The 21,810-nt window shown below is 70.4% G+C and carries 23 protein-coding genes and 1 tRNA gene; 15 read left to right on the forward strand and 9 right to left on the reverse strand.

Annotated elements, in window-relative coordinates; translation table 11 throughout:
• The first annotated feature begins 170 nt into the window (after window positions 1–170).
• Complete coding sequence (locus tag HDA32_RS29950; protein WP_179647047.1) at window positions 171–2,576, forward strand: penicillin-binding protein; 2,406 nt, start codon at window positions 171–173, stop codon at window positions 2,574–2,576.
• A gap of 84 nt (window positions 2,577–2,660) precedes the next feature.
• On the opposite strand, the gene HDA32_RS29955 is transcribed toward HDA32_RS29950, so the two are convergent.
• Window positions 2,661–3,116: a GatB/YqeY domain-containing protein gene (locus tag HDA32_RS29955; protein ID WP_179646332.1), complete on the reverse strand. Its 456-nt coding sequence runs from the start codon at window positions 3,114–3,116 to the stop codon at window positions 2,661–2,663.
• 134 nt (window positions 3,117–3,250) lie between these two features.
• Between HDA32_RS29955 and HDA32_RS29960 the strand changes: the two genes are divergently transcribed.
• The 6 genes from HDA32_RS29960 to HDA32_RS29985 all read left to right on the forward strand — a co-directional run bounded on the left by HDA32_RS29960 (window position 3,251) and on the right by HDA32_RS29985 (window position 8,317).
• Window positions 3,251–4,168 carry a metallophosphoesterase gene (locus HDA32_RS29960; protein ID WP_179646333.1) on the forward strand — a complete coding sequence of 306 codons (918 nt, stop codon included), beginning with the start codon at window positions 3,251–3,253 and terminating at the stop codon, window positions 4,166–4,168.
• Between the two features lie 168 nt (window positions 4,169–4,336).
• On the forward strand, window positions 4,337–5,377 hold the full coding sequence (locus HDA32_RS29965) for an NAD(P)-dependent alcohol dehydrogenase (RefSeq protein WP_179646334.1): 1,041 nt from the start codon (window positions 4,337–4,339) through the stop codon (window positions 5,375–5,377).
• Between the two features lie 45 nt (window positions 5,378–5,422).
• Complete coding sequence (locus tag HDA32_RS29970; protein ID WP_179646335.1) at window positions 5,423–6,472, forward strand: amidohydrolase family protein; 1,050 nt, start codon at window positions 5,423–5,425, stop codon at window positions 6,470–6,472.
• The gene (locus HDA32_RS29975; protein WP_179646336.1) at window positions 6,469–7,278 is read left to right on the forward strand and encodes an iron-sulfur cluster assembly protein; all 810 of its coding nucleotides are present in this window, start codon (window positions 6,469–6,471) and stop codon (window positions 7,276–7,278) included. Before HDA32_RS29970 ends, HDA32_RS29975 begins: the two co-directional genes overlap by 4 nt.
• Window positions 7,275–8,183: an IclR family transcriptional regulator gene (locus tag HDA32_RS29980; RefSeq protein ID WP_179646337.1), complete on the forward strand. Its 909-nt coding sequence runs from the start codon at window positions 7,275–7,277 to the stop codon at window positions 8,181–8,183. The genes HDA32_RS29975 and HDA32_RS29980 overlap by 4 nt, the downstream gene beginning before the upstream one ends.
• Before the next feature lie 60 nt (window positions 8,184–8,243).
• Window positions 8,244–8,317: transfer RNA gene (locus tag HDA32_RS29985), tRNA-Pro, on the forward strand.
• 346 nt (window positions 8,318–8,663) lie between these two features.
• Here the strand turns inward: HDA32_RS29985 and HDA32_RS29990 are convergent.
• Window positions 8,664–8,903, reverse strand: coding sequence for a hypothetical protein (locus HDA32_RS29990; protein ID WP_179646338.1), 240 nt, complete (start codon window positions 8,901–8,903; stop codon window positions 8,664–8,666).
• A 30-nt stretch (window positions 8,904–8,933) separates the two neighbouring features.
• Window positions 8,934–9,119 carry a CPBP family intramembrane glutamic endopeptidase gene (locus tag HDA32_RS31980; protein ID WP_179646339.1) on the reverse strand — a complete coding sequence of 62 codons (186 nt, stop codon included), beginning with the start codon at window positions 9,117–9,119 and terminating at the stop codon, window positions 8,934–8,936.
• Between the two features lie 240 nt (window positions 9,120–9,359).
• On the opposite strand from HDA32_RS31980, the gene HDA32_RS30000 reads away from it, so the two are divergent.
• Window positions 9,360–9,653, forward strand: coding sequence for a hypothetical protein (locus HDA32_RS30000; protein ID WP_179646340.1), 294 nt, complete (start codon window positions 9,360–9,362; stop codon window positions 9,651–9,653).
• 227 nt (window positions 9,654–9,880) lie between these two features.
• On the opposite strand, the gene HDA32_RS30005 is transcribed toward HDA32_RS30000, so the two are convergent.
• Window positions 9,881–10,618 carry a nuclear transport factor 2 family protein gene (locus HDA32_RS30005; protein WP_179646341.1) on the reverse strand — a complete coding sequence of 246 codons (738 nt, stop codon included), beginning with the start codon at window positions 10,616–10,618 and terminating at the stop codon, window positions 9,881–9,883.
• A gap of 307 nt (window positions 10,619–10,925) precedes the next feature.
• Here HDA32_RS30005 and HDA32_RS30010 point away from each other — a divergent pair, with 307 nt between their 5' ends.
• Window positions 10,926–11,321 (forward strand): MmcQ/YjbR family DNA-binding protein, encoded by a 396-nt coding sequence (locus tag HDA32_RS30010; RefSeq protein ID WP_179646342.1) that lies wholly within the window; start codon window positions 10,926–10,928, stop codon window positions 11,319–11,321.
• 40 nt (window positions 11,322–11,361) lie between these two features.
• Here HDA32_RS30010 and HDA32_RS30015 read toward each other — a convergent pair whose 3' ends face one another.
• Window positions 11,362–11,931, reverse strand: a complete 570-nt coding sequence (locus HDA32_RS30015; RefSeq protein WP_179646343.1) for a dihydrofolate reductase family protein — start codon at window positions 11,929–11,931, stop codon at window positions 11,362–11,364.
• Window positions 11,932–12,051: 120 nt separating this feature from the next.
• On the opposite strand from HDA32_RS30015, the gene HDA32_RS30020 reads away from it, so the two are divergent.
• Window positions 12,052–12,654: a TetR/AcrR family transcriptional regulator gene (locus HDA32_RS30020; RefSeq protein WP_179646344.1), complete on the forward strand. Its 603-nt coding sequence runs from the start codon at window positions 12,052–12,054 to the stop codon at window positions 12,652–12,654.
• Between the two features lie 43 nt (window positions 12,655–12,697).
• Here the strand turns inward: HDA32_RS30020 and HDA32_RS30025 are convergent, their stop codons facing one another.
• The gene (locus HDA32_RS30025) at window positions 12,698–13,411 is read right to left on the reverse strand and encodes an alpha/beta hydrolase (protein ID WP_179646345.1); all 714 of its coding nucleotides are present in this window, start codon (window positions 13,409–13,411) and stop codon (window positions 12,698–12,700) included.
• A 150-nt stretch (window positions 13,412–13,561) separates the two neighbouring features.
• Here HDA32_RS30025 and HDA32_RS30030 point away from each other — a divergent pair, with 150 nt between their 5' ends.
• Window positions 13,562–14,020: a DUF4383 domain-containing protein gene (locus tag HDA32_RS30030; protein ID WP_179646346.1), complete on the forward strand. Its 459-nt coding sequence runs from the start codon at window positions 13,562–13,564 to the stop codon at window positions 14,018–14,020.
• A 112-nt stretch (window positions 14,021–14,132) separates the two neighbouring features.
• Here the strand turns inward: HDA32_RS30030 and HDA32_RS30035 are convergent, their stop codons facing one another.
• Complete coding sequence (locus HDA32_RS30035; RefSeq protein ID WP_179646347.1) at window positions 14,133–15,086, reverse strand: NAD(P)-dependent oxidoreductase; 954 nt, start codon at window positions 15,084–15,086, stop codon at window positions 14,133–14,135.
• A 172-nt stretch (window positions 15,087–15,258) separates the two neighbouring features.
• On the opposite strand from HDA32_RS30035, the gene HDA32_RS30040 reads away from it, so the two are divergent.
• Both HDA32_RS30040 and cas3 read left to right on the forward strand, forming a co-directional pair.
• Window positions 15,259–15,591: a winged helix-turn-helix transcriptional regulator gene (locus HDA32_RS30040; RefSeq protein WP_179646348.1), complete on the forward strand. Its 333-nt coding sequence runs from the start codon at window positions 15,259–15,261 to the stop codon at window positions 15,589–15,591.
• 470 nt (window positions 15,592–16,061) lie between these two features.
• Window positions 16,062–18,932 carry a CRISPR-associated helicase Cas3' gene (cas3, locus tag HDA32_RS30045; RefSeq protein ID WP_179646349.1) on the forward strand — a complete coding sequence of 957 codons (2,871 nt, stop codon included), beginning with the start codon at window positions 16,062–16,064 and terminating at the stop codon, window positions 18,930–18,932.
• Window positions 18,933–19,137: 205 nt separating this feature from the next.
• Here the strand turns inward: cas3 and HDA32_RS30050 are convergent, their stop codons facing one another.
• Window positions 19,138–19,437, reverse strand: a complete 300-nt coding sequence (locus HDA32_RS30050; RefSeq protein WP_179646350.1) for a hypothetical protein — start codon at window positions 19,435–19,437, stop codon at window positions 19,138–19,140.
• A complete protein-coding gene (locus tag HDA32_RS30055) occupies window positions 19,437–19,832 on the reverse strand; it encodes a hypothetical protein (protein ID WP_179646351.1) in 396 nt (131 codons plus the stop codon). The genes HDA32_RS30050 and HDA32_RS30055 overlap by 1 nt, the downstream gene beginning before the upstream one ends.
• A gap of 193 nt (window positions 19,833–20,025) precedes the next feature.
• Here HDA32_RS30055 and HDA32_RS30060 point away from each other — a divergent pair, with 193 nt between their 5' ends.
• Both HDA32_RS30060 and HDA32_RS30065 read left to right on the forward strand, forming a co-directional pair.
• Entirely contained in the window at window positions 20,026–20,871 is an 846-nt protein-coding gene (locus HDA32_RS30060) for a helix-turn-helix domain-containing protein (RefSeq protein WP_312863389.1), read from the forward strand.
• A 15-nt stretch (window positions 20,872–20,886) separates the two neighbouring features.
• Window positions 20,887–21,075 carry a DUF397 domain-containing protein gene (locus HDA32_RS30065; protein WP_179646352.1) on the forward strand — a complete coding sequence of 63 codons (189 nt, stop codon included), beginning with the start codon at window positions 20,887–20,889 and terminating at the stop codon, window positions 21,073–21,075.
• Window positions 21,076–21,810: the final 735 nt, after the last annotated feature.

Raw genomic sequence — 21,810 nt, forward strand, 5'->3', positions numbered from 1 at the left:
GAAACCCTAGTGGGGGACGATCCTCGGGCATCTCCGTGATCATGGAAAGATAGTCGTGAGGCCGACGGTTATGGTGGGACCGAAATAGCCGACACACGGGCTTCCCGCTTCTCCTCAGCGCTCGGTCGGCCCCGGTGCGCACGTAGTCTGTATGGGTGGGTCAGGGGACATTGCTGCAAAAAATCGGTCAGTTGGTCGGAGTCGGCGTCGTCGCAGGTGTGCTGGTCGCTGCGCTCGCGCTGCCTGCGTTAGGCGGCATGGGCATCACGGCACGCAACGTCGCGACCGGCTTCCTCAACATGCCGAGCGAGCTGGAGACTCCGCCGCCACCGCAGCGATCCGTCATCTACGACGTCGACGGCGGCGTGATCGCCGAGATCTACGACCAGAACCGTGAGGTGGTCGCGCTGGAGGACATGGCGCCGGTCATGCGGGACGCCATCATCGCCATGGAGGACAGCAGCTTCTACGAGCACGGCGGCATCGACATCGCCGGCACCTTCCGGGCCGCGCTGCGCACGATCAGCGGCGACACCGAGGGCGGGTCGTCGCTGACCCAGCAGTACGTGAAGAACGTCCTCGTCGAGAGCGCCACGTCACCGGCCGAGCTGGAGGAGGCCCGCGAGACCACGATCGGCCGCAAGGTGCGCGAGCTGCGCTACGCCGTCGCCCTCGAACAGGAGATGAGCAAGGACGAGATCCTCGAGGGCTACCTCAACATCGCCTACTTCGGTGACGGCGCCTACGGGGTGGAGTCGGCGGCCCAGCACTTCTTCAGCGTCAGTGCCACAGAGCTCAGCCTGGAGCAGTCCGCGACGCTGGCCGGCCTGGTCCGCTACCCCTACCTCTACAACCCGCGCCTCAACCCCGAGGCGGCCCAGGCCCGCCGCGACGTCGTGCTGAGCCGCATGGTCGATACCGGCAGGACCACGGCCGAGGAGGCCGAGGAGATCCAGGGCACCGAGCTGGCGCTGGACATCACCCCGCACACCAACGGCTGCATGCCCAGCGAGCAGCCGTTCTTCTGCGACTACGTCGTCCAGGAGATCGAGAAGAACGACCGGTTCGGCGAGACCGAGACCGAGCGTGCCCGCTGGCTGCGCACGGCCGGCCTGCAGATCCACACCACCCTCGACGCCGGCATGCAGGAGGCCGCACAGGACGCGGTCGACGAGTACGTCCCGCGCGAGAACGAGTCCCGCAAGGTCGCCGCCGAGGTGCTGATCGAGCCGGGCAGCGGCGAGGTCCGGGCCATGGCGCAGAGCCGCAACTACGGCCCCGACGAGAGCAACCTCGGCGAGACGTCGATCAACTTCACCACCGACAAGGACCGCGGCGGCAGCACCGGCTTCCAGGCCGGGTCGACGTTCAAGCCGTTCACCCTGGCCGCGGCGCTGGACGAGGGCCTGGGCTTCGGCACCTCGTTCAACTCGCCCGGCAGCACCACCGTGACCGGGCAGCGCAACTGCGACGGCGCGCCGCTGGCCTCCTGGGACGTGGCCAACTCCAACGAGAGCAGCGGCGGCGACCACAACATGGTCTCCGGCACCAAGGGGTCGGTGAACACCTACTTCGCGCAGTTGCAGAAGCGCGTGGGGCTGTGCGACACCATCGAGATGGCCGAGAGGCTCGGCGTGCACCGGGCCGACGGGGAGTCGTTCGACAACCCCAGGACCCAGGCCAACAACTCCTTCACGCTGGGCAGCGAGGAGGTCTCCCCGATGACGATCTCCAACGCCTACGCCACGTTCGCCTCGGGCGGGATCTACTGCGAGCCGCAGGCCATCACCAGGATCGAGGACCGCCAGTCCGGCGAGACGATCGAGATGGACAACCAGTGCGAGCGCACGATCGACGAGGACGTCGCCGACGGCGTGAGCCACCTGCTGCAGCAGACGTTCAAGGGCGGCACCACCAGCGGGCTGGGGATCGGCCGGCCGGCGGCGGCCAAGACCGGGACGACCGACGGCAACGTGTTCGCCTGGTTCGCCGGCTACACCCCGAACCTCGCCGGCGCCGTGTTCGTCGGCGACCCGCGGGGCAGCGGCTACCCGCTGCGCAACGTCACACTCGACGGGCGCTACTACGGCGCCGTCTTCGGCGCCACCATCCCCGGCCCGATCTGGCAGAAGACGATGCGCGGGGCCGTGGAGGACCTCCCGGAGGAAGACTTCCCGGCCGCGCCGTCGCAGTTCGGCTCCACCTCGGAGCCGCGGCGGGAGAGGGAGCCCGCCCAGCCCACCGGCAACAGCGAGGCCGGCGTCCCCGATGTCGTGGGGCAGAGCAGGGACGCGGCGGTGGACGCGCTGGAGGCCGCGGGGTACGTGGTCAACGTCTCCGGCGACCCGATGCGCTCGTCCGAACCGGAGGGCAGCGTCGCCGCGGTCAACCCCGACCCCGGCAGCTCCCTGCCCGAGGGCGCGACCGTGAACGTGTTCCTGAGCGACGGCGAGGGCTCCGGCCCCGCGTCGCACAGCCCGGACAGCAGTCCCGACGGCGGCGCCTGGCAGCCCGCCGACCGGCCGAGCGCCGTCCCGGCGTGGTCCCCGTTCGCCAGGGACGACGAGGAGGACTGATCGCGCGGTGAGCACGAGGAGGGGCGGGCGACCGACGGGTCACCCGCCCCTCTCCCGTTTTCCCGCCGCGGTGAGCGCCCCGGCTCAGGCGCCCAACTGCCGCTTCACCTCGGCGGCGACCCGGCCGCCCTCGGCGCGGCCGCCGATCTTGGGGTTCACGGCCTTCATGACCTTGCCCATGCCCTTGACGTCGCTCACACCGGCCTCGGCGACGGCGGCGGCGACCAGGTCGGTGAGCTCGGCGTCGGAGAGCTGCGCCGGCAGGTAGTCGGTGAGCACCTCGCTCTCGGCGCGCTCGGCGTCGGCCTTGTCGGCGCGGCCGCCCTTGTCGAACGCCTCGGCGGCCTCCTTGCGCTTCTTCGCCTCGCGGGTGATGACCTTGGTGATCTCGTCATCGCTGAGCTCGCGGGCGGCCTCGCCGGCGACCTCCTCGTTGGAGACCGCGGTCAGCACCATGCGCAGGGTCCGGGTCCGCACCTCGTCGCGCGCCTTCATGGCGGCGGTGAGGTCGGACTTCAGGCGTGTCTTCATCTCGGCCATGGAAAGGATCATATGGTTTCCGCGCCGCGTCCCGAGAAGGGTTTTCCGCCGTGCCGGGCCCGCTGAGGTCTGGAACCGGTCCGGCGCGGTCGCCGGATCTGGCACCATCGACGTCGTAGGGAGGTGCGGTGGCGGTGAGCGGAATCAGAAGGGCCCTGCGCGTGGCGGGGCGCGCGGCAGTGGTCACGGGCGCCGTCGGCGCGGCGGGCGTCGGCTACGCCTCGGTGATCGAGCGCAACTGGTTCCGGCTGCGGCACCACGAGATCCCGCTGCTGCCCCCGGGCAGTCCGCGGCTGCGCGTGCTGCACCTGTCCGACGCCCACCTCACGCCCGGCCGGCGGATGCTCATCGACTGGATCCGGGGCCTCGACGCGCACGAGCCCGACCTCGTCGTCAACACCGGTGACTCGCTGGCGCACCCCGAGGCGGTCGGGCCGTTCATCGACGCGCTCGGCCCCCTGCTGGAACGCCCCGGCGCCTTCGTCTACGGCTCCAACGACCTGTACTCGCCGCAGTTGAAGAACCCCGCCCGCTACCTGTGGCGCAGCAGTAAGGGCGACTACCGGAAGCGCACCGTCCCCGACCTGCCGTGGCGGGAGCTGGGCGCGGCCATGAGCGCTTCGGGGTGGCTGGACCTCAACAACCGCACGGGGCACCTGAAGGCCGCGGCCCTGGACGTCGCGGCGGGCGGCGTCCACGACTCCCACATCGGGCTGGACCGCTACGACGCGATCGCCGGCCCCGCCGATCCGGCCGCCGACCTGCGCCTGGGCGTGCTGCACTCGCCCGAGCCGCGCAACCTCGACCGGTTCAGTGCCGACGGCTACCAGCTGCTGCTGGCCGGCCACACCCACGGCGGCCAGTTGTGCCTGCCGTTCTACGGCACCATCGTCACCAACTGCGGCATCGACCGCCGCCGCGCCTGGGGCCTGAGCCGCTACGGCGCCTCCTGGCTGCACGTCTCGGGCGGGCTGGGCACCTCCCCCTACGCCCCGGTCCGCTTCTGCTGCCGCCCCGAGGCCACCCTGCTGGACCTGGTCGCCCGCGGCTGACCCGGCGGCCCCACCGCGGCCGCCGATTCCCGCACCCCGGATGCCGTCCCGCCGATCCGCGCACGTCGGACGCGTTATCAGCATGCGATAACGGTCCTTGGCGGGCGACTGTGCCTGTGATCACATTTGGTGAGACCGATCACAACGGCACAGGCCCGGGAGGCTCACATGCGCGCGGTCCGCGTCCACACCTACGACAGCCCACCGTCGATCGACGAGGTGCCCGACCCCGAGCCCTCGGGGCCGCTCGACGTGCTCGTCGAGGTGAACGCCGCCGGTGTCTGCCGGACCGACCTGCACATCATCGAGGGACAGTGGGCGGCCAAGAGCGGCGTCACCCTGCCCTACACGATCGGCCACGAGAACGCCGGCACCGTCCTGGAGGTGGGCGAGGCCGTCGGCAACGTCGCGCCCGGCGACCGGGTGATCCTGCACCCGCTGGCCACCTGCGGGCTGTGCCGCGCCTGCCGGGCCGGCGACGACGTGCACTGCGAGAACTCCGCCTTCCCCGGCATCGACAGCGACGGGGGAATGGCCGACCTGCTGCTCACCAACGCGCGGGCGGTGGTCAAGCTCGACCCCGGCCTCGCCCCGGCCGACGTCGCCGCGCTGGCCGACGCCGGGCTCACCGCCTACCACGCGGTGCGCAAGGCCGTGCCGCTGCTGCACCCGGGGACGCACGTGGTGGTGATCGGGGCCGGCGGGCTCGGCCACATCGGGCTGCAGTCGCTGCTCGCCCTCACGCCCGCCGAGATCACGGTGGTGGACCGCTCCGAGGAGGCGCTGCGGCTGGCCGGCGAGCTGGGCGCACAGCACACCGTCCGCGCCGACGGCGGGCAGGTCGACGCGGTCCTCGACATCACCTCGGGCAAGGGCGCCCACGTCGTGCTGGACTTCGTCGGCGAGAACGGCACGGAGGCCGACGGCGTCGCGATGACCAGGGACGCCGGGAGCTACTTCGTCATCGGCTACGGCGGCCGCGTCGACATCCCCACGATCGACGTGATCTCCCGTGAGATCAACGTCATCGGCAACCTCGTCGGCTCCTACAACGATCTCGACGAGCTCATGACGCTGGCGGCGCAGGGCAGGGTCAGGCTGCGCACCCGCACCTACCCGCTGGACGCGGCCCTCGACGCCCTCAACGACCTCGACGCGGGCAGGATCCCGGGCGGCCGCGCCGTCCTCGTCCCCACCGACCCGCGCTGACCCCCTTTCGGACCGTCCGCATCCAGCACGCACAGGAGGCCGCAGATGTACGAGAAGAACGGCGAGCGCTACTTCATCGTCGACGGGCACATCCACTACTGGGACGGCACGCCCGCCAACCAGGCCAACCGCTACGGCGAGGGCTTCATCAACTGCTTCTACGACTACCACCGCAACCTCAGCCCCGACGAGGTGAAGTGGGACCTGGAGCACTTCCAGAAGCAGAGCGAGGCCGACATCATCCGGGACCTGTTCGAGGAGGGATACGTCGACAAGGCGATCTTCCAGCCGACCTACCTGACCGACTTCTTCGTCAACGGGTTCAACACCACCGAGCAGGACGGCGCGCTGGCCGAGAAGCACCCGGACCGGTTCATCGTCAACGGCTCCTGGGACCCGCGCGACGGCGAGAACGGCCTGGAGGCGCTGGAGCGGCTCGCCGAACGCTGGCAGCTCAAGGGCGTCAAGCTCTACACCGCCGAGTGGAAGGGCGACTCCAAGGGGTGGAAGCTCTCCGACCCGTGGTCCTACCGCTACCTGGAGAAGTGCCAGGAGCTCGGCATCCGCAACGTCCACGTGCACAAGGGCCCGACGATCTATCCGCTGAACCGCGACGCCTTCGACGTCGCCGACGTCGACGACGTGGCCTCGGCGTTCCCCGAACTGAACTTCATCGTCGAGCACGTGGGGCTGCCGCGCCTGGAGGACTTCTGCTGGATCGCCACGCAGGAGCCCAACGTCTACGGCGGTCTGGCCGTGGCGCTGCCGTTCATCCACACCCGGCCCCGCTACTTCGCCCAGATCATCGGCGAGCTGCTGTACTGGCTCAACGACGACCGCATCCTGTTCGCCAGCGACTACGCCATCTGGACGCCCAAGTGGCTGGTCGAGTCGTTCGTGGACTTCCAGATACCGGAGGACATGCAGGGCGAGTACGGCACGCTCAGCACCGACGTCAAACGCAAGATCCTCGGTCTCAACGCCGCCCGCCTCTACGGCATCGAGGTGCCCGAGGGCATGGGCGTCACCGTCCCGCAGCAGCGCGAGGCCGGACCGGCCGTGGGGGCCGAACGCAACGAGGCGGTGCTGCGATGACGACCGCGGCGCCGGCGGCGGCCCTGGAGTCCGCGGCGCGGCGGGCCCTGGACGCGGTCCGCGACCCCGAGCTCGACGAGCCGATCACCGACCTCGGCTTCGTCGCGGCGCTGGAGGTCTCCGGCCGGGGCGAGGTGCTGGCCGAGCTGCGGCTGCCCACCTACTTCTGCGCACCCAACTTCGCCTATCTCATGGTCGCCGACGCCCACGACGCGCTGCGCGCCGTGCCCGGCGTGGCCGGAGTGCGCGTGCGGCTGCTGGACCACTTCGCCTCCGAGGAGATCAACGCGGGCGTGGCGGCGGGCGGCGACTTCACCGGGGCCTTTCCCGGACTGGCCGAGGGCGACCTCGCCGACCTGCGTCGCACCTTCCGGCGCAAGGCGCACACCGCGTGCCAGGAGCGCGTCGCCCGACAACTGCTGCGCGGCGGCGCGGCCCACGAGGCGCTGGTGGCGCTGACGCTCGGCGCGGTCCGCGGCCGGGTGCCGGAGGCCGACCTGGAGCGGCTGCGGCGCAGGCGCGCCGACCTGGGACTGCCGGACGGCCCCGACGCGGCGCTGCTGCTGGACGACGACGGGCGGCCGGTGCCGCTGGAGGGGCTGCCGGCGCGGCTGCGGTTCGCCAGGACCACGCGGATCAGCATCGAGGGCAACTCCGGCTGGTGCCGCGGCCTGCTCGGCACCCGCTACGGCGGGGAACCGGGGGTGCCGGGGGAACAGGGGGCACCGGGGCGATCGGGAGCGCCGACGGAGCCGGAGGAGCAGGGGGCACCGAGCGGCCGCGGAAGGGGAGAGGAACCGCGATGAGTGGGCGGGCGGCCGATGCGCCGCGCCAGGGGAGGAGGGCGCGGCTGCGGATCGCCGCGGAGGAGACCGGGCCGGGCGCGACCGCCGAGGAGGGGGCGGTCGCGCCGCGGTCCGGAGGTTCGCGCACGCCCGTGCTGCAGTCGGCCACCAAGGCGCTGCGGGTGCTCGAACTCATCGCCGGCTCGCCCACGGGCCTGTCGGCCAAGGAGATCGCGGGCCGCCTCGACCTCGCGCTGCCGTCGACCTACCACCTGCTCACCACCCTGGTCGACGCGGGCTACGTGGTCCACCTGAGCGAGGAGGCGCGCTACGGCATCGGTTCCAAGGCCCGCTTCCTCGGCCAGGCGCTGACCCGTCAGCTCGCCGTTCCCAGGGAGGTCGCAGCGGCCATCAAGCAGGTCCACGTGGACGCCGACGCCGCAGCCTACTACGCGGTCTACCGCGAGACCGACGTCGTGATCGCGCACGTGGAGGACTCCGACCGGCGTCCGCGCGTGCAGCCGCTCGACGTCGGGTTCGACGAGGCCGCGCACGCGACCGCCTTCGGCAAGGTGATGCTGAGCGCTATGGCCCCGGAGGAGTGCGCGGCCCACCTCGGCCTGACCGGCTGCCCGAGCCTGGCGCCCAGCACCATCACCGACGCGGCCGAGCTGACCGAGCAGCTGTCCCACGTGCGCGAGTCGGGCATCGCGCTGGAATTGGAGGAGTTCCAGCGCGGCCTGGGCTGCATGGCGGCCCCGGTGCAGAGCCGAGCGGGCGCGGTGGTGGCGTCGGTGGCGATCTCCCTGCCGGTCGCCGAACTGCGCAAGCGCCGCTGGCACCTGGAACGCGTGGTGCGCCACGGCGCCGCCCGCGTCACCCGGGCCCTGGCCCGCGCCAGACCGCACGCTCCCGGGCCGCGATGACGGCGGCTGAACCGGTGTGCGAGCACCGCCCCGCGTCCGCTAGACTGGTCAACGTTGCTTCGGGGTGTAGCGCAGCTTGGCAGCGCGCTTCGTTCGGGACGAAGAGGTCGTGGGTTCAAATCCCGCCACCCCGACAGGTGACCAGGGAGCGTTCTCCCTGGTCAAGGGTGGCCACCTAGTAGACAACCGCTACCGGGTGGCCACTCTTTTTTGTCCCGCGCGCACTGATGTGCATCGTCGCCACGGTCGGGCCCGGTCAGTGGCCACCGTCGGTCGGCGCTTCGCCGCCGCTCCCATGCCGTCCGGATTCCGGCGTGGTTGTCCGGCGCGAGGTGCGCATAGCGCAGCGCCGTCGAGCAGTCCTCGTGACCGATCAGTCGCTGAATCCCGGACGCTCGGCGCCGTCCTGCACGAGCCGCACGCGGGCGTGTGTCACCGGTTGCACGTTCACCCTGCGGACGGGAGCCCGACCATGAGCTCTTAGCGCTGTTCCCGGTACGCGAGCCTCCCTCCTGCGACGAGGACGACGAGCACCGCAGGGAGTACCCGCACCCCGGCTTTGACGCCATCGAAGAAAGGGGAACCGGGCGGTTCGAAACCGAAGGCGCCCCGGTACGGCCATCCGAGCGCGTTCTCCGTGGTGTGCAGGAGCGTGGCAGCCGGAACGCTGCCTCCCGTCCGGTTGAACAGCCACGTGTGGAAGAACGTCGCCGCCGTCACGCTGACGAGGAAGACCGCGTTTTCCGCCGCTCACTCCCGCGTGCCGAAGCCCAGGGGTAGATACCAGGCGAACCACATGAGTCCGACCAGGACGCTCGCGGCGAGCGGTCCCCTGCTCTGCTGCAGCCGGGGGAGTGCCGGGCCGCGCCAACCGAACTCCTCCCCCAGTCCGGCGAAGACGAAGATCAGCGCGAAGTTGACGGCCGCGGAGGTCACCGATCCGTCCGGCGAGCCCGCGTCGCGGCCGGTCGCCGTGCACCGCGTGCATGCTATCCGCCGCACCCGCCCCGGAGCATCCGGTCCCCGGCGCAGTGGTCGGCCGTGCCGCCGCAAGCCGCAAACATGGGGTGTCGTTGACCTGTCCGGCCGGTCCGCGGCCGGGCCGGAAACCTACGCTGAGTTCTGGTCGCGGCGAGTGCGCAGGGCTTCGCAGGGGCGACGGAAAAGGAGCCGGTCATGCCGATTCTGCAGATCGACCACAAGGTCAGCGACTTCGACGAGTGGAAGACGATCTTCGACCGGGATCCGCTGAACCGGAAGGAACGGGGGGTGCGCCGCCACCGCGTCGCCCATCCCGTCGACGACCGGAACCATCTCGTGATCGAGCTCGAGTTCGACAGCGTCGGCGAGGCGGAGGCATTCCTCGCCGCCCTCCGCGAGGACGTGTGGCGGCTGCAGGAGACGTCGCCGGCTCTCGTCGGCGAGCCCCGGACGCGGATCGTCGAGACGGTCGAGAGCAGGGAGTACTGACCGGGCCCGACCACCGGGTGCACGGCCGTCGGCCCCGGCCCCGGCCCGATGCGGGCGCGGCCCTCGCCCGATTGCACGGCGGCCAGGGGTGGGACTTCGGTGCGCTCATGGCAGCCGATTCCCTCGCGGTCTCGCGGTTCTTCCGGATGCGCCGGTGCGATCCGACCGGTCCCGGTCCCCGCGGCCCGGACCGGCCGGATCGCGGCCTCACGCGGGGTCAGCGCAGGTCAGCGCTGGGAGTAGTGCAGGGCGCCCTGCCAGTCGACCGCGACCACGGGCTCGTCGCCGACCACCCATGCGTCGTGCCCCGGCGGTATCTGCGCCACCTGGTCCGGGGTCACCTCGAACTCGGTGCCGTCGGCCATCCGCACCGCCAGGGTTCCCGACGCGTGATAGGCGAAGTGGGCGGTCATGCACAGCTCCGTGCCGACGAGCGGCTTGACGCACTCCGACCAGCGCCAGCCCGGTTCGAGCACGAGCCGCCCGATCGCGCGTCCGGCCACGTTCACCACTTCTATCCGCCCGCGGTCGAAGGTGCGCGTCTCGTCGGGCGAGGTGAAGTCGGCCTGCTCCGCGCCGCCCATGGCGGCCTCCTCCTCGTCCCATGCCTCGACGCCCGTCTGGCGCATGATGCGGCCGTTCGCGAGGTCCACCATCATGATGCCGAGCACCTTGGTCCCGTCGGGGTAGGTGCACAGCTCCTCGTAGGCGGCGTGGTCATCCTGCACGACGACGTTGCGCAACTCGTGCCGCATCTCGCGGCCGTAGACGTCGCGCAGCGCCTCGCTGATCTGGTCGCGGCCGCGCAGCGTCTGGGGCGCTCTCGGGGGCGAGTTCCGGTTGACGATCCGCATCTCGGCGTCGTCGGCGAAGAGGCGGAGCATCGCCTCGGCGTCCCGGTCCTCGATGGCGTGGCGTAACTCGGCCACGTCGAACGGCTGTTTCCTCTCCTCCATGATCGACATGTCGTCGCCTCCTTGTGGTGCATCCGCATGTCATGCCAAGCATGTGTCCGGTCGGCCACTCGTGTCCGTCAAGCCCAGACCATCTCTGCGTGAAGAACCCGGCGGGCGGGTTTCGACGGGGCGCGACGCGGTGACCCCGGCCGCTCGGGTCCGGGGGGCACTCGCCCCGCTGAGTGAGCGGCCGACCGTGTTCGCGGCACCGGGCGGGGCGGCCGGGGACGCCCGGGGAGATGTCGTCGCGGGGTGCCACGATGGTTCGGGAGACCGGTCGCGGCAGGGCACCGGCCGATCGATGAGGAGACCTCCCATGACCCCGCAGCAGTTCATCGACGCCGCGCTGTGGTTCCCCGAGGCCGTCGAAACCGAGCCGTTCGGGCCGGGGACGCTCGTGTACAAGGTCGGCGGCAAGATGTTCGCCCTGCTCGGCGACTCCGGCGGCGACCGCCCCGCTCGCGTCACGCTCAAGTGCGAGCCCGGTCTCGCGCTGGAGCTGCGCGCCGAGTTCCCGGCCGTGACCGCCGGCTACCACACCGACAAGCGGCACTGGAACACCGTCGTCCTGGACGGCACGGTGCCGGGCGACGAGCTGGTGGAGATGCTCAGACACTCCTACGAGCGGGTCGTCGCGGGGCTGCGCAAGGCCGACCGGGAGCGGCTGTTCGCCGTGCTGGGCGAGGACGCGCCCCCGCTGCCGTCCCGGTGAACGCGCACACGGCCGACCGGGGCGGCGGGGTGGGGCGCGGTCATGCCCGGGCGTAGGTCGTGACCGCCGCCCCGTTGCTGAAGGTGCGGGTGTCGACCAGCGTGAAGGGCAGCGGCCGGAACTCTCCGGTGAAAGCCGGGATTCCGGCGCCCACGGCCACCGGGTAGCGCTTGATGATCAGCTCGTCGATCTCGGGCAGCAGGGAGCCCGCCAGTTTCCCGCCGCCGGCCAGCCAGACGTCGAGGCCTTCCTCCTTCTTGAGCCGGCGCACCAGGCCGATCGGGTCGCCGGGGACCAGTTCCACCCCGGGGTCGGCGATCTCGGGGATGGTGGTGGAGACGACGTACTGTCGCAGGTGCGCGTACGGGCTGGTGACGTCGATGTCCAGCGCGGGCTGGTAGGTGCCGCGCCCCATCACGACGGTGTCGAAGCGCCGGTTGGCGGCGTCGATGCCCGACTGCGCGCGGATGTGGGTGGGGACGGTCTCGGGGACCCCGGCGCTGATGAACTCCATCATGTCGTCGGCCAGCGGGAAGAAGTCGATCTCCTCGCCCGGTCCGGCGATGAAGCCGTCGATGGTGGTGCCGACGTAGTAGCTGAGCTTTCGCATGCGCGCCTCTTTCACTCGGGCCGCGGGCCGGGAGAGCCGATCCAAACCGGTACGCTTGTAGTGCTCTGAGTGTAGTACTTTGCCTGTAGTGGTTTCAAGGTCTTTTCCGGAGGACGACGCATGGTTCGCAATCCGCAGCGGCGCGCGGCGCTCGTCGACGCCGCGATCGAGGTGCTGGCGCGCGAGGGCGCGCGCGGGCTGACCTTCCGCGCGGTCGACGCCGAGGCCGCGGTGCCCGCGGGCACCGCATCCAACTACTTCGCCGACCGCGACACCCTGTTCACCCAGGCCGGCGGCCGCATCTACGAACGGCTGCAGCCCGAACCGGCCCACATCGCCGAGAGCCTGAAGGGCCCGCGCGACCGCGCACGGGTCACGGAGCTGATGCGCGAACTGGTGGACCGGGTCTCCGCCTACCGGTCGGGCTACCTCGCCCTGCTGGAGCTGCGCCTGGAGGCCACCCGCCGTCCCGAACTGCGCGCCGTGCTCACCCGCAGGATCCGCGCCGACGTCGACGCCAACATCGCCTACCACCTGGACTCCGGCCTGCCGGGCGACGCCACCACGGTGGTGCTGCTCTACCTGGCCATGAACTGGCTGATCGTGGAGCGGCTCACGCTGCCCGACATCTTCCCGGAGGAGCGGATCCACGACCTGGTGACCGAGGTGGTCGAGCGCGTCCTGCCGCCCGATCCCCCCGGCCGCCCCGACGCTCGCCGATGACCGGACCGGGGCCGCCGGCGCCGCCGGACAGGCCGCCCCGCTCTCATTCCGACACGGTCGGCGCCCCGCCGGCCGACCACCACCGGATCGCCTCGGTGACCACCTCCGGCGGCACCTCGTGGTCGCCGGTGAACTCCCGGTAGGTGACCGAATGGCCGATGCGCTCCAGCTCGGGGACGAGCCGACGGCTGCACGCGTCGACGGACAGCACCCGATCGGCCGTGCCGTGCGAGACGAAGACCCGCGGGCGGCCGTGGCGGACGAGCGGGGCCATGAACCCGGGGGAGAAGGCGAGTACCGCATCGAAGAGGTCCCCGTTGGCCGCCCCCAGCGAGAGCGCATACGAGGCGCCGTCGGAGAAGCCGGCCACCGCCACCCCGGCCGGGACGATCGCGAACCGCTCGAAGACCTCACGCAGCGCCGCGTCGATCCGGCTCACATCCGGGCCGTACCCGTCCACGATCACGTCCCACGTCGACGCGGTGGCCTGCGGCGCGAGCAGCAGCCCGGCGTCCTCGGCGTGCGGGGCCAGCCACTCCAGCGCCTGCTCCGCCGCCCCTCCCGCCCCGTGCAGCGCCACGACCAGCCGGTGCGGGCCCGCGGCCGCGGGGACGCGCAGCAGCGCCCGCCCGTCCACGAGGTGCGTGCCCGGCTTCCGCGGGGATGCAGCGGGGACGGACGGGCGGGCGGCCAGTCGGCCGTGCCGCGCGCCCTCCTCGGGGGTCCGGTGGGGTGGGGACTCCTCCGGTATCGGCATCCCGGCCTCCTCCTGTCGTCTCTCCCGCTCCGACCCGCCTGCTCAGAACGGAGAGTGCCCCGCGGACGGCCGTCCAACCGGCGCGACGCGAGCGGCGCGGCGGTGGCGCGCGGTGGTTTGGCCGCATCGGCGCGAGGTAGAGGGGCCGCCATGCACCTGCCCGGGAGCGAGCAGACGGCGCGGCGCTTCGCGCTGCTCAACGTGCTCATCGGAATCACCGGCTTCACCGGTCCGGCGGTCACCGGGAACCGCGACGGGGTGGTCAACATCCGGACCGGGAAGCTGTTCGGCGTGTTCGGGATGAACTGGGCGCACGCGTCGCTGCACCTGGGCTTCGGCCTGCTCGGCCTCACCCGGTTCGCCCGGCCGCCGACGCGCTACATGCGGTTGACCGCCGGACTGTTCGGGGCGCTCACCGCCGCCTACGCGTGGATGTTCCGGGGCCGCCCCGGAGTCCACATGATGATGGGCATGGCGGTGAACCGCCCCGCCAACCTGGTCCACCTCACGTGGGCGGCCCTGGGGCTGCTGTACGGGCTGCGGCGGACCGACCGCATCGGGGCGGGGCGGGCCGCCGCAGGCCGCAGCCTCCGCGACGCGGCCGGGTGACGCGATCGTGGGAGACCGCCGCCGCGCCCGCCTCCAGGCCCCGCAGGACGCAGGCCGGCAGCACCACCCGGAAGAACACCAGGGGATGGCCGCCCGGCGCCCGAGGCGGTGACTACGCCGGTGCCGGTTTCCTGAGCAGTTCGACCAGGCTGGAGAGCTCCTCGGCGCCGTGGCCCTCGGCGACGCCGCGATCGAGGAGGGCCCGGACGGGGGCGAGCAGGCCGGCGTCGACGCCTTGGGCCCCGGCGGCATCGACGAGGTTGGGGAAGGCCGCGGCCTGCATCGCGAGGTTGGAGCCGACATCGGTGGCGTGGTCGCCCGTGTCCACCCGCTCCGCGAGCCGGGGCAGTTCCGTTGTCATGGCATTGAGCCACGGGACGAGCAGTGACGACGTGAACTCCGCGACCTCGGCCCGCTCCGTGCCGACCATGGCGACGGCCTGCAGGAAGCCGGCGAACATCCCGTACGCGCCGGTGAGCATGGCCAGGTCGTGGAGCGGCGCCAGCCCGGCGTCGGCGCCGAGGTGCCTGCCGGTGCCCAGGATCTCCAGCGTCCGCCGGTGGGCCTCGAAGGCGTCCGCCGATCCGCTGTACAGCAGGACGGATTCGGGGCTCCCGATCATCGGGGGGACGGCCATGATCCCGCCGTCGAGGTAGTCGGCGCCGCGCTCGGCCGCCCAGGCGGCCGTCCGGCGGGCCTGCTCCGGAGTCCCGTTGGTGAGGTTGACCAGGACCCGGCCCGACAGGGCCGCGCCCGCGGGACCGAGGACGTCGTGTACCGCCCGGTAGTCCAGCACGCACACGACGACCAGCGGACTCGCCGAGACCGCCTCGGTGGCCGTGGCCGCCCGGACCGCCCCCTCGGCGACGAGGCCGTCGGCCTTCTCCGGCGAGCGGTTCCACACGGTCGTCGGACGGCCGCTGTCCAGGAACGCGTTCGCCAGCGCCGCCCCCATCGCGCCCAGGCCGATGACCGTCACCGCGGAGCGGTCCCCGCCCGCCGCCGCGTTCTCTTCTGTTCCGATGCCCGCCGACCCGCCGACGCGGCCGGGGTTGCGTCCGTGCATTCCGTGCTCCAGTCCGATTCGTCCTGCCCCTGCTCATGGGCGCCACCGCCGCGAGCTCCCTCGGGAATCCCGGTCGCGGCGCGCTCTTTTCGATGCTCGCCCTTGTCCGCATCCAGGACAAGTACCTACTATTAAGTCAGGTACTTACCTTTTTGTAAGTAAGGGGGGCGGCATGGGCGAGAAGCCCTACACCTGCGGCCTGGACGCCGCGGTGGACGTCGTGGGCGGCAAGTGGAAACCACTGATCCTGTGGGCGCTGCACGCCCGGTACCGCCGCTTCGGGGAGTTGAAGCGGCTGGTGTCGGGCGTCAGCGAGAAGATGCTGATCCAGCAGTTGCGCGAGATGGAGGCCGACGGCCTCGTCCATCGCGAGGTCTACCGCGAGGTCCCGCCCAGGGTCGAGTATTCGCTGACCGAGTTCGGCGTCTCGCTCAACGACGCCCTGGCCCCCCTCGGCGAATGGGGCGAGCAGCACATGGAGAGGATCGCCGCCCGGCGGTGCTGACGGGCACCGCCCACCGGCCGCACCCGCACCCCATGGGGTCCGGCCTTCTCCGCGCATCGAAGCCCCGTCCGGATGCGCCCCCTCCTCGCAGCCGGCGCGTCGGAAGCAGGATGAGCGAGAGAGCAGGCGCCGAAGCCCGGCGGCGAGCGACTTCCGGGGCCCGGTGGGCAGCGGCCCCCGGAGCCCGGCGAGAGCCCGCCGAAGACCCGGCGGCCATCCCCACGTGCGTGGGGCTTGGGAAAATGGCACGCTTTTTTGGCACCCGTACGAAGGTTCATCCCCACGTGCGTGGGGCTTGGAGTTAATGACCTGCGGTTTTGTGGGGCGTTATCTTCGCGTTACCTTCTTGGTTCGAGCGGTTCCCCGGTCCTGGCCTCATAAGGCCATTATCCGGAAAATCACGGCTCTCCGTCTCAGGATCCGATTACGTTCGGCGCACGACCGACGTATGGACTGGTGGAGGTGGGGATGTGGCCGAGCCGAATCTTTCCGGTGACGAATACGGGACTCCCGTTGACTTGAGTCTGTGGGCCAAAGAACGCGGGCTGGAGGGTGCCCGTTATCCCTTGGCCTGCCACTCCCTGGACAGCGCCGCCGCAGCGCTGGTGCTGTGGCGGGAGTACCTCTCGCCCGGAGTCCGCGAGACGATCGCCGCGGCGATGCGGACGGACACGGAGCAGGCGGGACGGAACGTCGCCTTCTGGGCGGGGATGCACGACGTCGGCAAGCTGACCGGAGAGTTCCAACGGCAGATCGACGTGGACCTCTCCGCTTACCCCGGCGAGGAGGACACCGGCTCCCGGCGCTCACACGGCACCGCCACCGGGGAGTGGCTGCCACTGGCCCTCCCGTGCGTGGGCTACTCCGCCGATCCCTCCTCATCGGTGACACCGCTGGTGTCCCAATTGCTCGGCGGACACCACGGCCGCTTCGGAGACCAGCCCGAGAGCCGTACCGGCGATCCTCTCACCGAGTTCGGTTTCGCTTCGGGCCCGTGGGAGGAGCAGCGGCGTGCCCTCCTGCACACCGTGTTCGACGTGCTGGACCGGCCCGCCCAACCCGAAGAGCTGGACGGGCCGATGGCCGCCGTCGTCTGCGGACTGGTCGTCCTCGCCGACTGGCTGGTCAGCCAGGAGCGCTTCATCCTGCGGCGGTTGCAGAGTCCGCCCGCCGACGGGACCGGCAAGGCACTGCGCGCCCACTTCGAGGAGTCCCTGCGGCAGATCCCCTCCCTCCTGGACGGTGCGGGTCTGGGCCACATCACCGTGCCCCCGGCGACGTTCACCGACTCGTTCCCGCATATCACCAAGCCGAACGGCCTCCAGACCTCGCTCGCGGCCCACCTGCCGTCCCTTTGCGCGGGTCCCGGACTGGTGCTGATCACGGCCCCTATGGGGGAGGGCAAAACCGAGGCAGCCTACCACGTCGCCGACCTGCTCGGCGAGGCGACGGGGCGTCAGGGCCGCTTCATCGCGCTTCCCACAATGGCCACCGCAGACCAGATGCACACCCGTTTCAGGTCCTACGCCGAGCACCGCGCGGACTACGTCGACCCCGACCGCCCCGCCACGCTGGCGCTCCTGCACTCCATGGCGTGGCTGAACCCCGATTACGTCCCTGCCGACCTGCCGGCCACCTCCACCGTGCTCTCCGGCAGCACCTCCGAGCACCGTGTCACCCCGTTCGCCGCGACCGATTGGCTGCTGGGCCCCAAGCGCGGCCTCCTGGCGTCATGGTCGGTCGGCACCATCGACCAGGCGCTCATGGCCGTGCTGCCCGCGAAGCACAACATGGTCCGCATGTTCGGGCTCACCGGAAAAGTGGTGGTCGTCGACGAGACGCACGCGGTCGACCCCTATATGCAGGTGCTCCTCGAACAGTTGCTGCGCTGGCTGGGCGCACTTGAGGTCCCGGTGGTGCTGCTGTCGGCGACCCTGCACCACAGCATCGCGAACTCGCTGGTGAAGGCGTACCTGGAGGGTGCGCGGGGGCGCAGGTGGAAGCGTTCGGAGCCGCAGCCGGTCACCGATGTCTCCTACCCGGGGTGGCTGCACGCCGACGCGCGCACGTGCGCCGTGACCCGCAACCTGGACCTCGACCCCGCACCCATCGCCACGACCGGACGCGCGCCGCTGACCGTGGAACTCGCCGAGGTGGGGAGCAGGGAGGGCAGGCCGGACCGCTCCGCGGTGCTGCGTTCCAAGCTCGCTCCGCTGGTGGAACAGGGCGGTTGCGCGGCGGTCATCTGCACGACGGTCGCCGAGGCACAGGCCACGTACGGCCTGCTCGCCGACTGGTTCGCGGAGCACGGCGAGGACGCCCCGGAACTCCACCTGCTGCATTCGCGTTTCCCCAACCGGCAGCGCACCGAGATCACCGAGACGATCATCCGCAGGTTCGGCAAGGACGGCGCGAGGGAAGGATCCCGTCCCGGTCAGCGGCGGCAGCCGCGCGCCGCCGTCCTGGTGGCCACGCAGGTCATCGAGCAGTCCCTCGATCTGGACGTCGATCTGATGATCACCGACATCGCACCGGTGTCCCTGCTGCTGCAGCGCGCGGGCCGGTGCTGGCGGCACGAACATCTGGGGATCATCGAGCGCCCCGCATGGGCGGCCGGACCCGGACTCGTCGTCCTCGTTCCGGAGCGGCCCGAAGGCGCGGACGGCGACGCCCCGCAGCGCTTCCCCCGTTCCTGGCAGATGGTCTATCCGCTGTCGCTGCTGCAGCGCACGCACGCGCTGCTGCGCCGGCGGAGTGGGGAGGTGATCCGAATCCCGGAGGACGTGCAGTCGCTCGTGGACGGCGTGTACGACGACGAATCCCTCGCCGAAGACCTCGAAGCCGACCTGAAACGCATGGGGGAGGAGATGGCGCTGCGCGGTTTCGCCCGCGACGCGGTCATCCCCTCACCGACCGCCGTCGAAGGGAATCTGCTCGGACTCAGCAAGCTCGGCTTCGACGTCGACGAGCACATGCTGGCCACGCGGTTCGGAGCCGACTCGGTCCGGGTGCTGTGCTGCTACGTGGACGCGCACGGGAAGTGGTGGCTGGACCCGGAGTGCTCGCTTCCGCTGCCCGAGACCGGCGCCGGGGAGAAGGGCTCTTTCACCATGGAGCAGCTTCGCGAGCTGGTGTCGCGCACGATCCCGGTCCGCGCGGAGCAGTGGTACGGGCAGCGGCTTCCCGAGGCGAACCGCCCGCCCGATCCTTGGGAGAAGTCCGCGCACCTGCGCGAACTGGTGCTGCTTCCTCATGGGGTGCTGGAGGACGGAACCATCGTCCCCGCCGAGCTCGGCGGGCGCGAATGGCTGCTCGATCCGCGCAAGGGCCTGATCCACTGAAGCGGTGCGCCCGCGAACGCTGCGGGGTCGGCGGGTCGGTAGCCCGGTGATCCGGTGACCTGGCGGTATGGGGCGCCGCCCGATTCGGGGCGCGGCCGATCCGCTGCCGGATCGGCCGCATCGTCATACGTTTGGCCTGTCGCTTCGGGGTTCTCCGCTTGGGAACGGCAGGCCGTGCCAGTTCGTGCGGCGGGCTCCTCGTCCGCTACCACGTCCCTCTGAGGACGTGTGCGTGGCGGTCCTGGGTGCGCTGTTCGGCGCCCAGGGCGGACAGGAACCCGTCCAGGGTGGAGCCGACGATGCGCGACCGGTGGCGCATCAGGCGTTCGGCGCGCAGCAGCGGCAGGCGACGCACCGCTGTCCAGCGGCGCCAGGCGGGCGCGTCGGGGGCGTAGAAGACGGCCCAGGCGGGGAAGTCCCGTCGTACCCGGGCGAGTGCGGCCGAGGCCGCCGCGCATGACAGCGCCGTAGCGGGCGCACTGCGGGGAGGAGATGGCGCGGCCATCACGCGTTCACCGCGTCCAGGTAGCGCCGGGCGGCGGGAGCCGGATCGTAGGCGCGGAGCAGTTCGTCCAGCAGCTCGGGGTCGGCGGTGGCGATGACATCGCCGTTGGCGCGGTGCCGGGCGGTGCAGGGGGCGGGGCTGTCGTGTTCGTAGGTGATCTCCCAACGCGCCTCGTTCCGCAGAGCCATCGCCGCGAACGCGCAGTAGTCCGGGATGCGGCGCGGCAGCGAGCGGGCCTGGCGGCAGGGCGGCTTCATGGGAGCGGCGGGGCACGGCGCGACCGCCGGTGAAGTCGGAACGGCGATGGCGGCGCGGTGGGCACCGGGTGGGCGGGGCGAGGCCACGGCCAGTAGCAGCGCCACCGGCAGCAGGAGCAGGAACAGCACACGGGACATGGGGACCCCTCTCGGGGAGATCGGCCGCCTGGAACGGGGCGGCAGTGGAACGAGTACCCCTCCATATTGGGTCGTAGAAGTCTACGATTTCAAGTCTATGGAATAGATTGACTTCCATAGATGTCTATATGTCCGTTTTCTCGCTTTGGGAGTTACCATCAGCACCACCAGAAAGCTGGACAAGAGGAGGCCGATGCGCATGGCGGCAAGTCCCACTGTGCGACGGCGCCAGCTTTCGGCGATCCTCAAACAGATGCGGCAGGCAGCGGGTCTGTCTCTCGACGAAGTCGCCAAACGTGTGGAGTGGTCGCGCGCGAAGGTCGGCCACATCGAGACCGGTCAGCGCAAACGCCCATCCGTTGTCGAGGTCAAAGCACTACTGAAGGAATACGAGGTCGCTGAAAGCGATCCGCGTTACGGCGCTGTCCTCGGGCTCGTCCGCCAGGGGCAGCAGCGCGGATGGTGGACCCGCTACGACGACATCCTCACCGGCTCCTACGTGGAGTTGGAGGCCGAGGCCACGGCGATCGGCCACTACGAAGCATTTGCCGTGCCCGGTCTACTGCAGACGCCGGGATACATCCGGGCGCTCCAGCGGGCCAGGCTCGATCGCGATCCGAAGGACGTCCAACGTGCCATCGACGCAAGGCTGCGTCGTCAGGAAATCCTGACTCGTCCAGATCCACCGGCCGTACGGGTCGTTATAGAAGAGCATGCACTACTACGCCTCGCCGGTGACCCTGCGTTGATGCGTGAACAGGTGCAGCACCTGATCACTCTCGCCGACACATCCACCAATGTGACGGTTCAAGTTCTGCCGACCAGTGCCGGAGTGCACGCCGGCGCAACCGGGCCCTTTGTGATCATGGATTTCGCCGAACCTGCATCGCCCGTGGTCTATTTGGAGACCTACACGGACGGCCTGTATCTGGAACGCGAAGCCGAAATCGCCCAATATCGGCTGCTGTGGGACCACATCCGCACATCGGCGCTCGATGAGGAGAAGACGGTCCCTCATCTCCGAAGGATGATCACCTAGAGAGACGGCCAGTCCATGTACTCGCTCCCCGATGCCGCATGGCGCACTTCCTCTTATACACAGCAGCAGAACTGTGTGGAGGTCGCCGACACTCCCGGTGTAACCGGCGTACGCGACACGAAGAACCGTGACCTCGGCGCGCTGGCGTTCCCCTCCGCCGAGTGGTGCGCACTGGTGGAAGCTGCACGGCGCGGTCTGCTGTAAGTCAGACATGAAGAGGGCCCCGGCGATGACGCCGGGGCCCGTACTCGTTCCAGGGGAAGTCTACTCCGCTCCGTATTCTGCAGCCAGTTCAAGGGCCCGACGTAACCGTCGAGCCCTTTCCTGTCTTCGCTGAAGTGACCGATGCGCTGCTAGCGAGTCGAAGGTGACCTTGCCACTTACGACTCCGACCATGCCACTTCGCAAAGCGACTACATCTGTGGCATGATCCTCAGCGAAGCGACAACGGAGCTGAAGGTAGAGAGGTCGGCGTGCAGATTCAATTGGATAGTAATGATGTCAAGGCTGTGGCCTTGTGGAGCAGGGGAGTCATCTTCTGCCTGATCGTGGTCATCTACGTAGTCCCGATTTACGGTGTGCTTCCGTAGATGAATCAGGCGGGGGCTAAGAGGCCCCCGCCTGTTTCCCCACATGCGTGGGGTGATTTATCCATTGGCGTGTCGATGTCGACCTTGCCACGGTTCATCCCCACTTGCGTGAGGGTGTTGACCTTACGCTACCAACCTTAGACGGCCTGCTCTAAGGGGTGACCGGGATGACCACCACGTCAGCACCACTTTATCTGCTGCCTGAAAGCGTGAGCGTGACTCCAAGTTTTCACTCACCGTGATCGGGCGAGGCGATTTCCCAGAACTATCGCCCAAATCACCCTCGCCGATGCCAAGCTCATGCCATCGCAGGTCATCGCCTCCCTCCGCGCGGTGCGTCCCGTCCTGC

It is taken from the genome of Spinactinospora alkalitolerans (assembly GCF_013408795.1).
Lineage (GTDB): Bacteria > Actinomycetota > Actinomycetes > Streptosporangiales > Streptosporangiaceae > Spinactinospora > Spinactinospora alkalitolerans.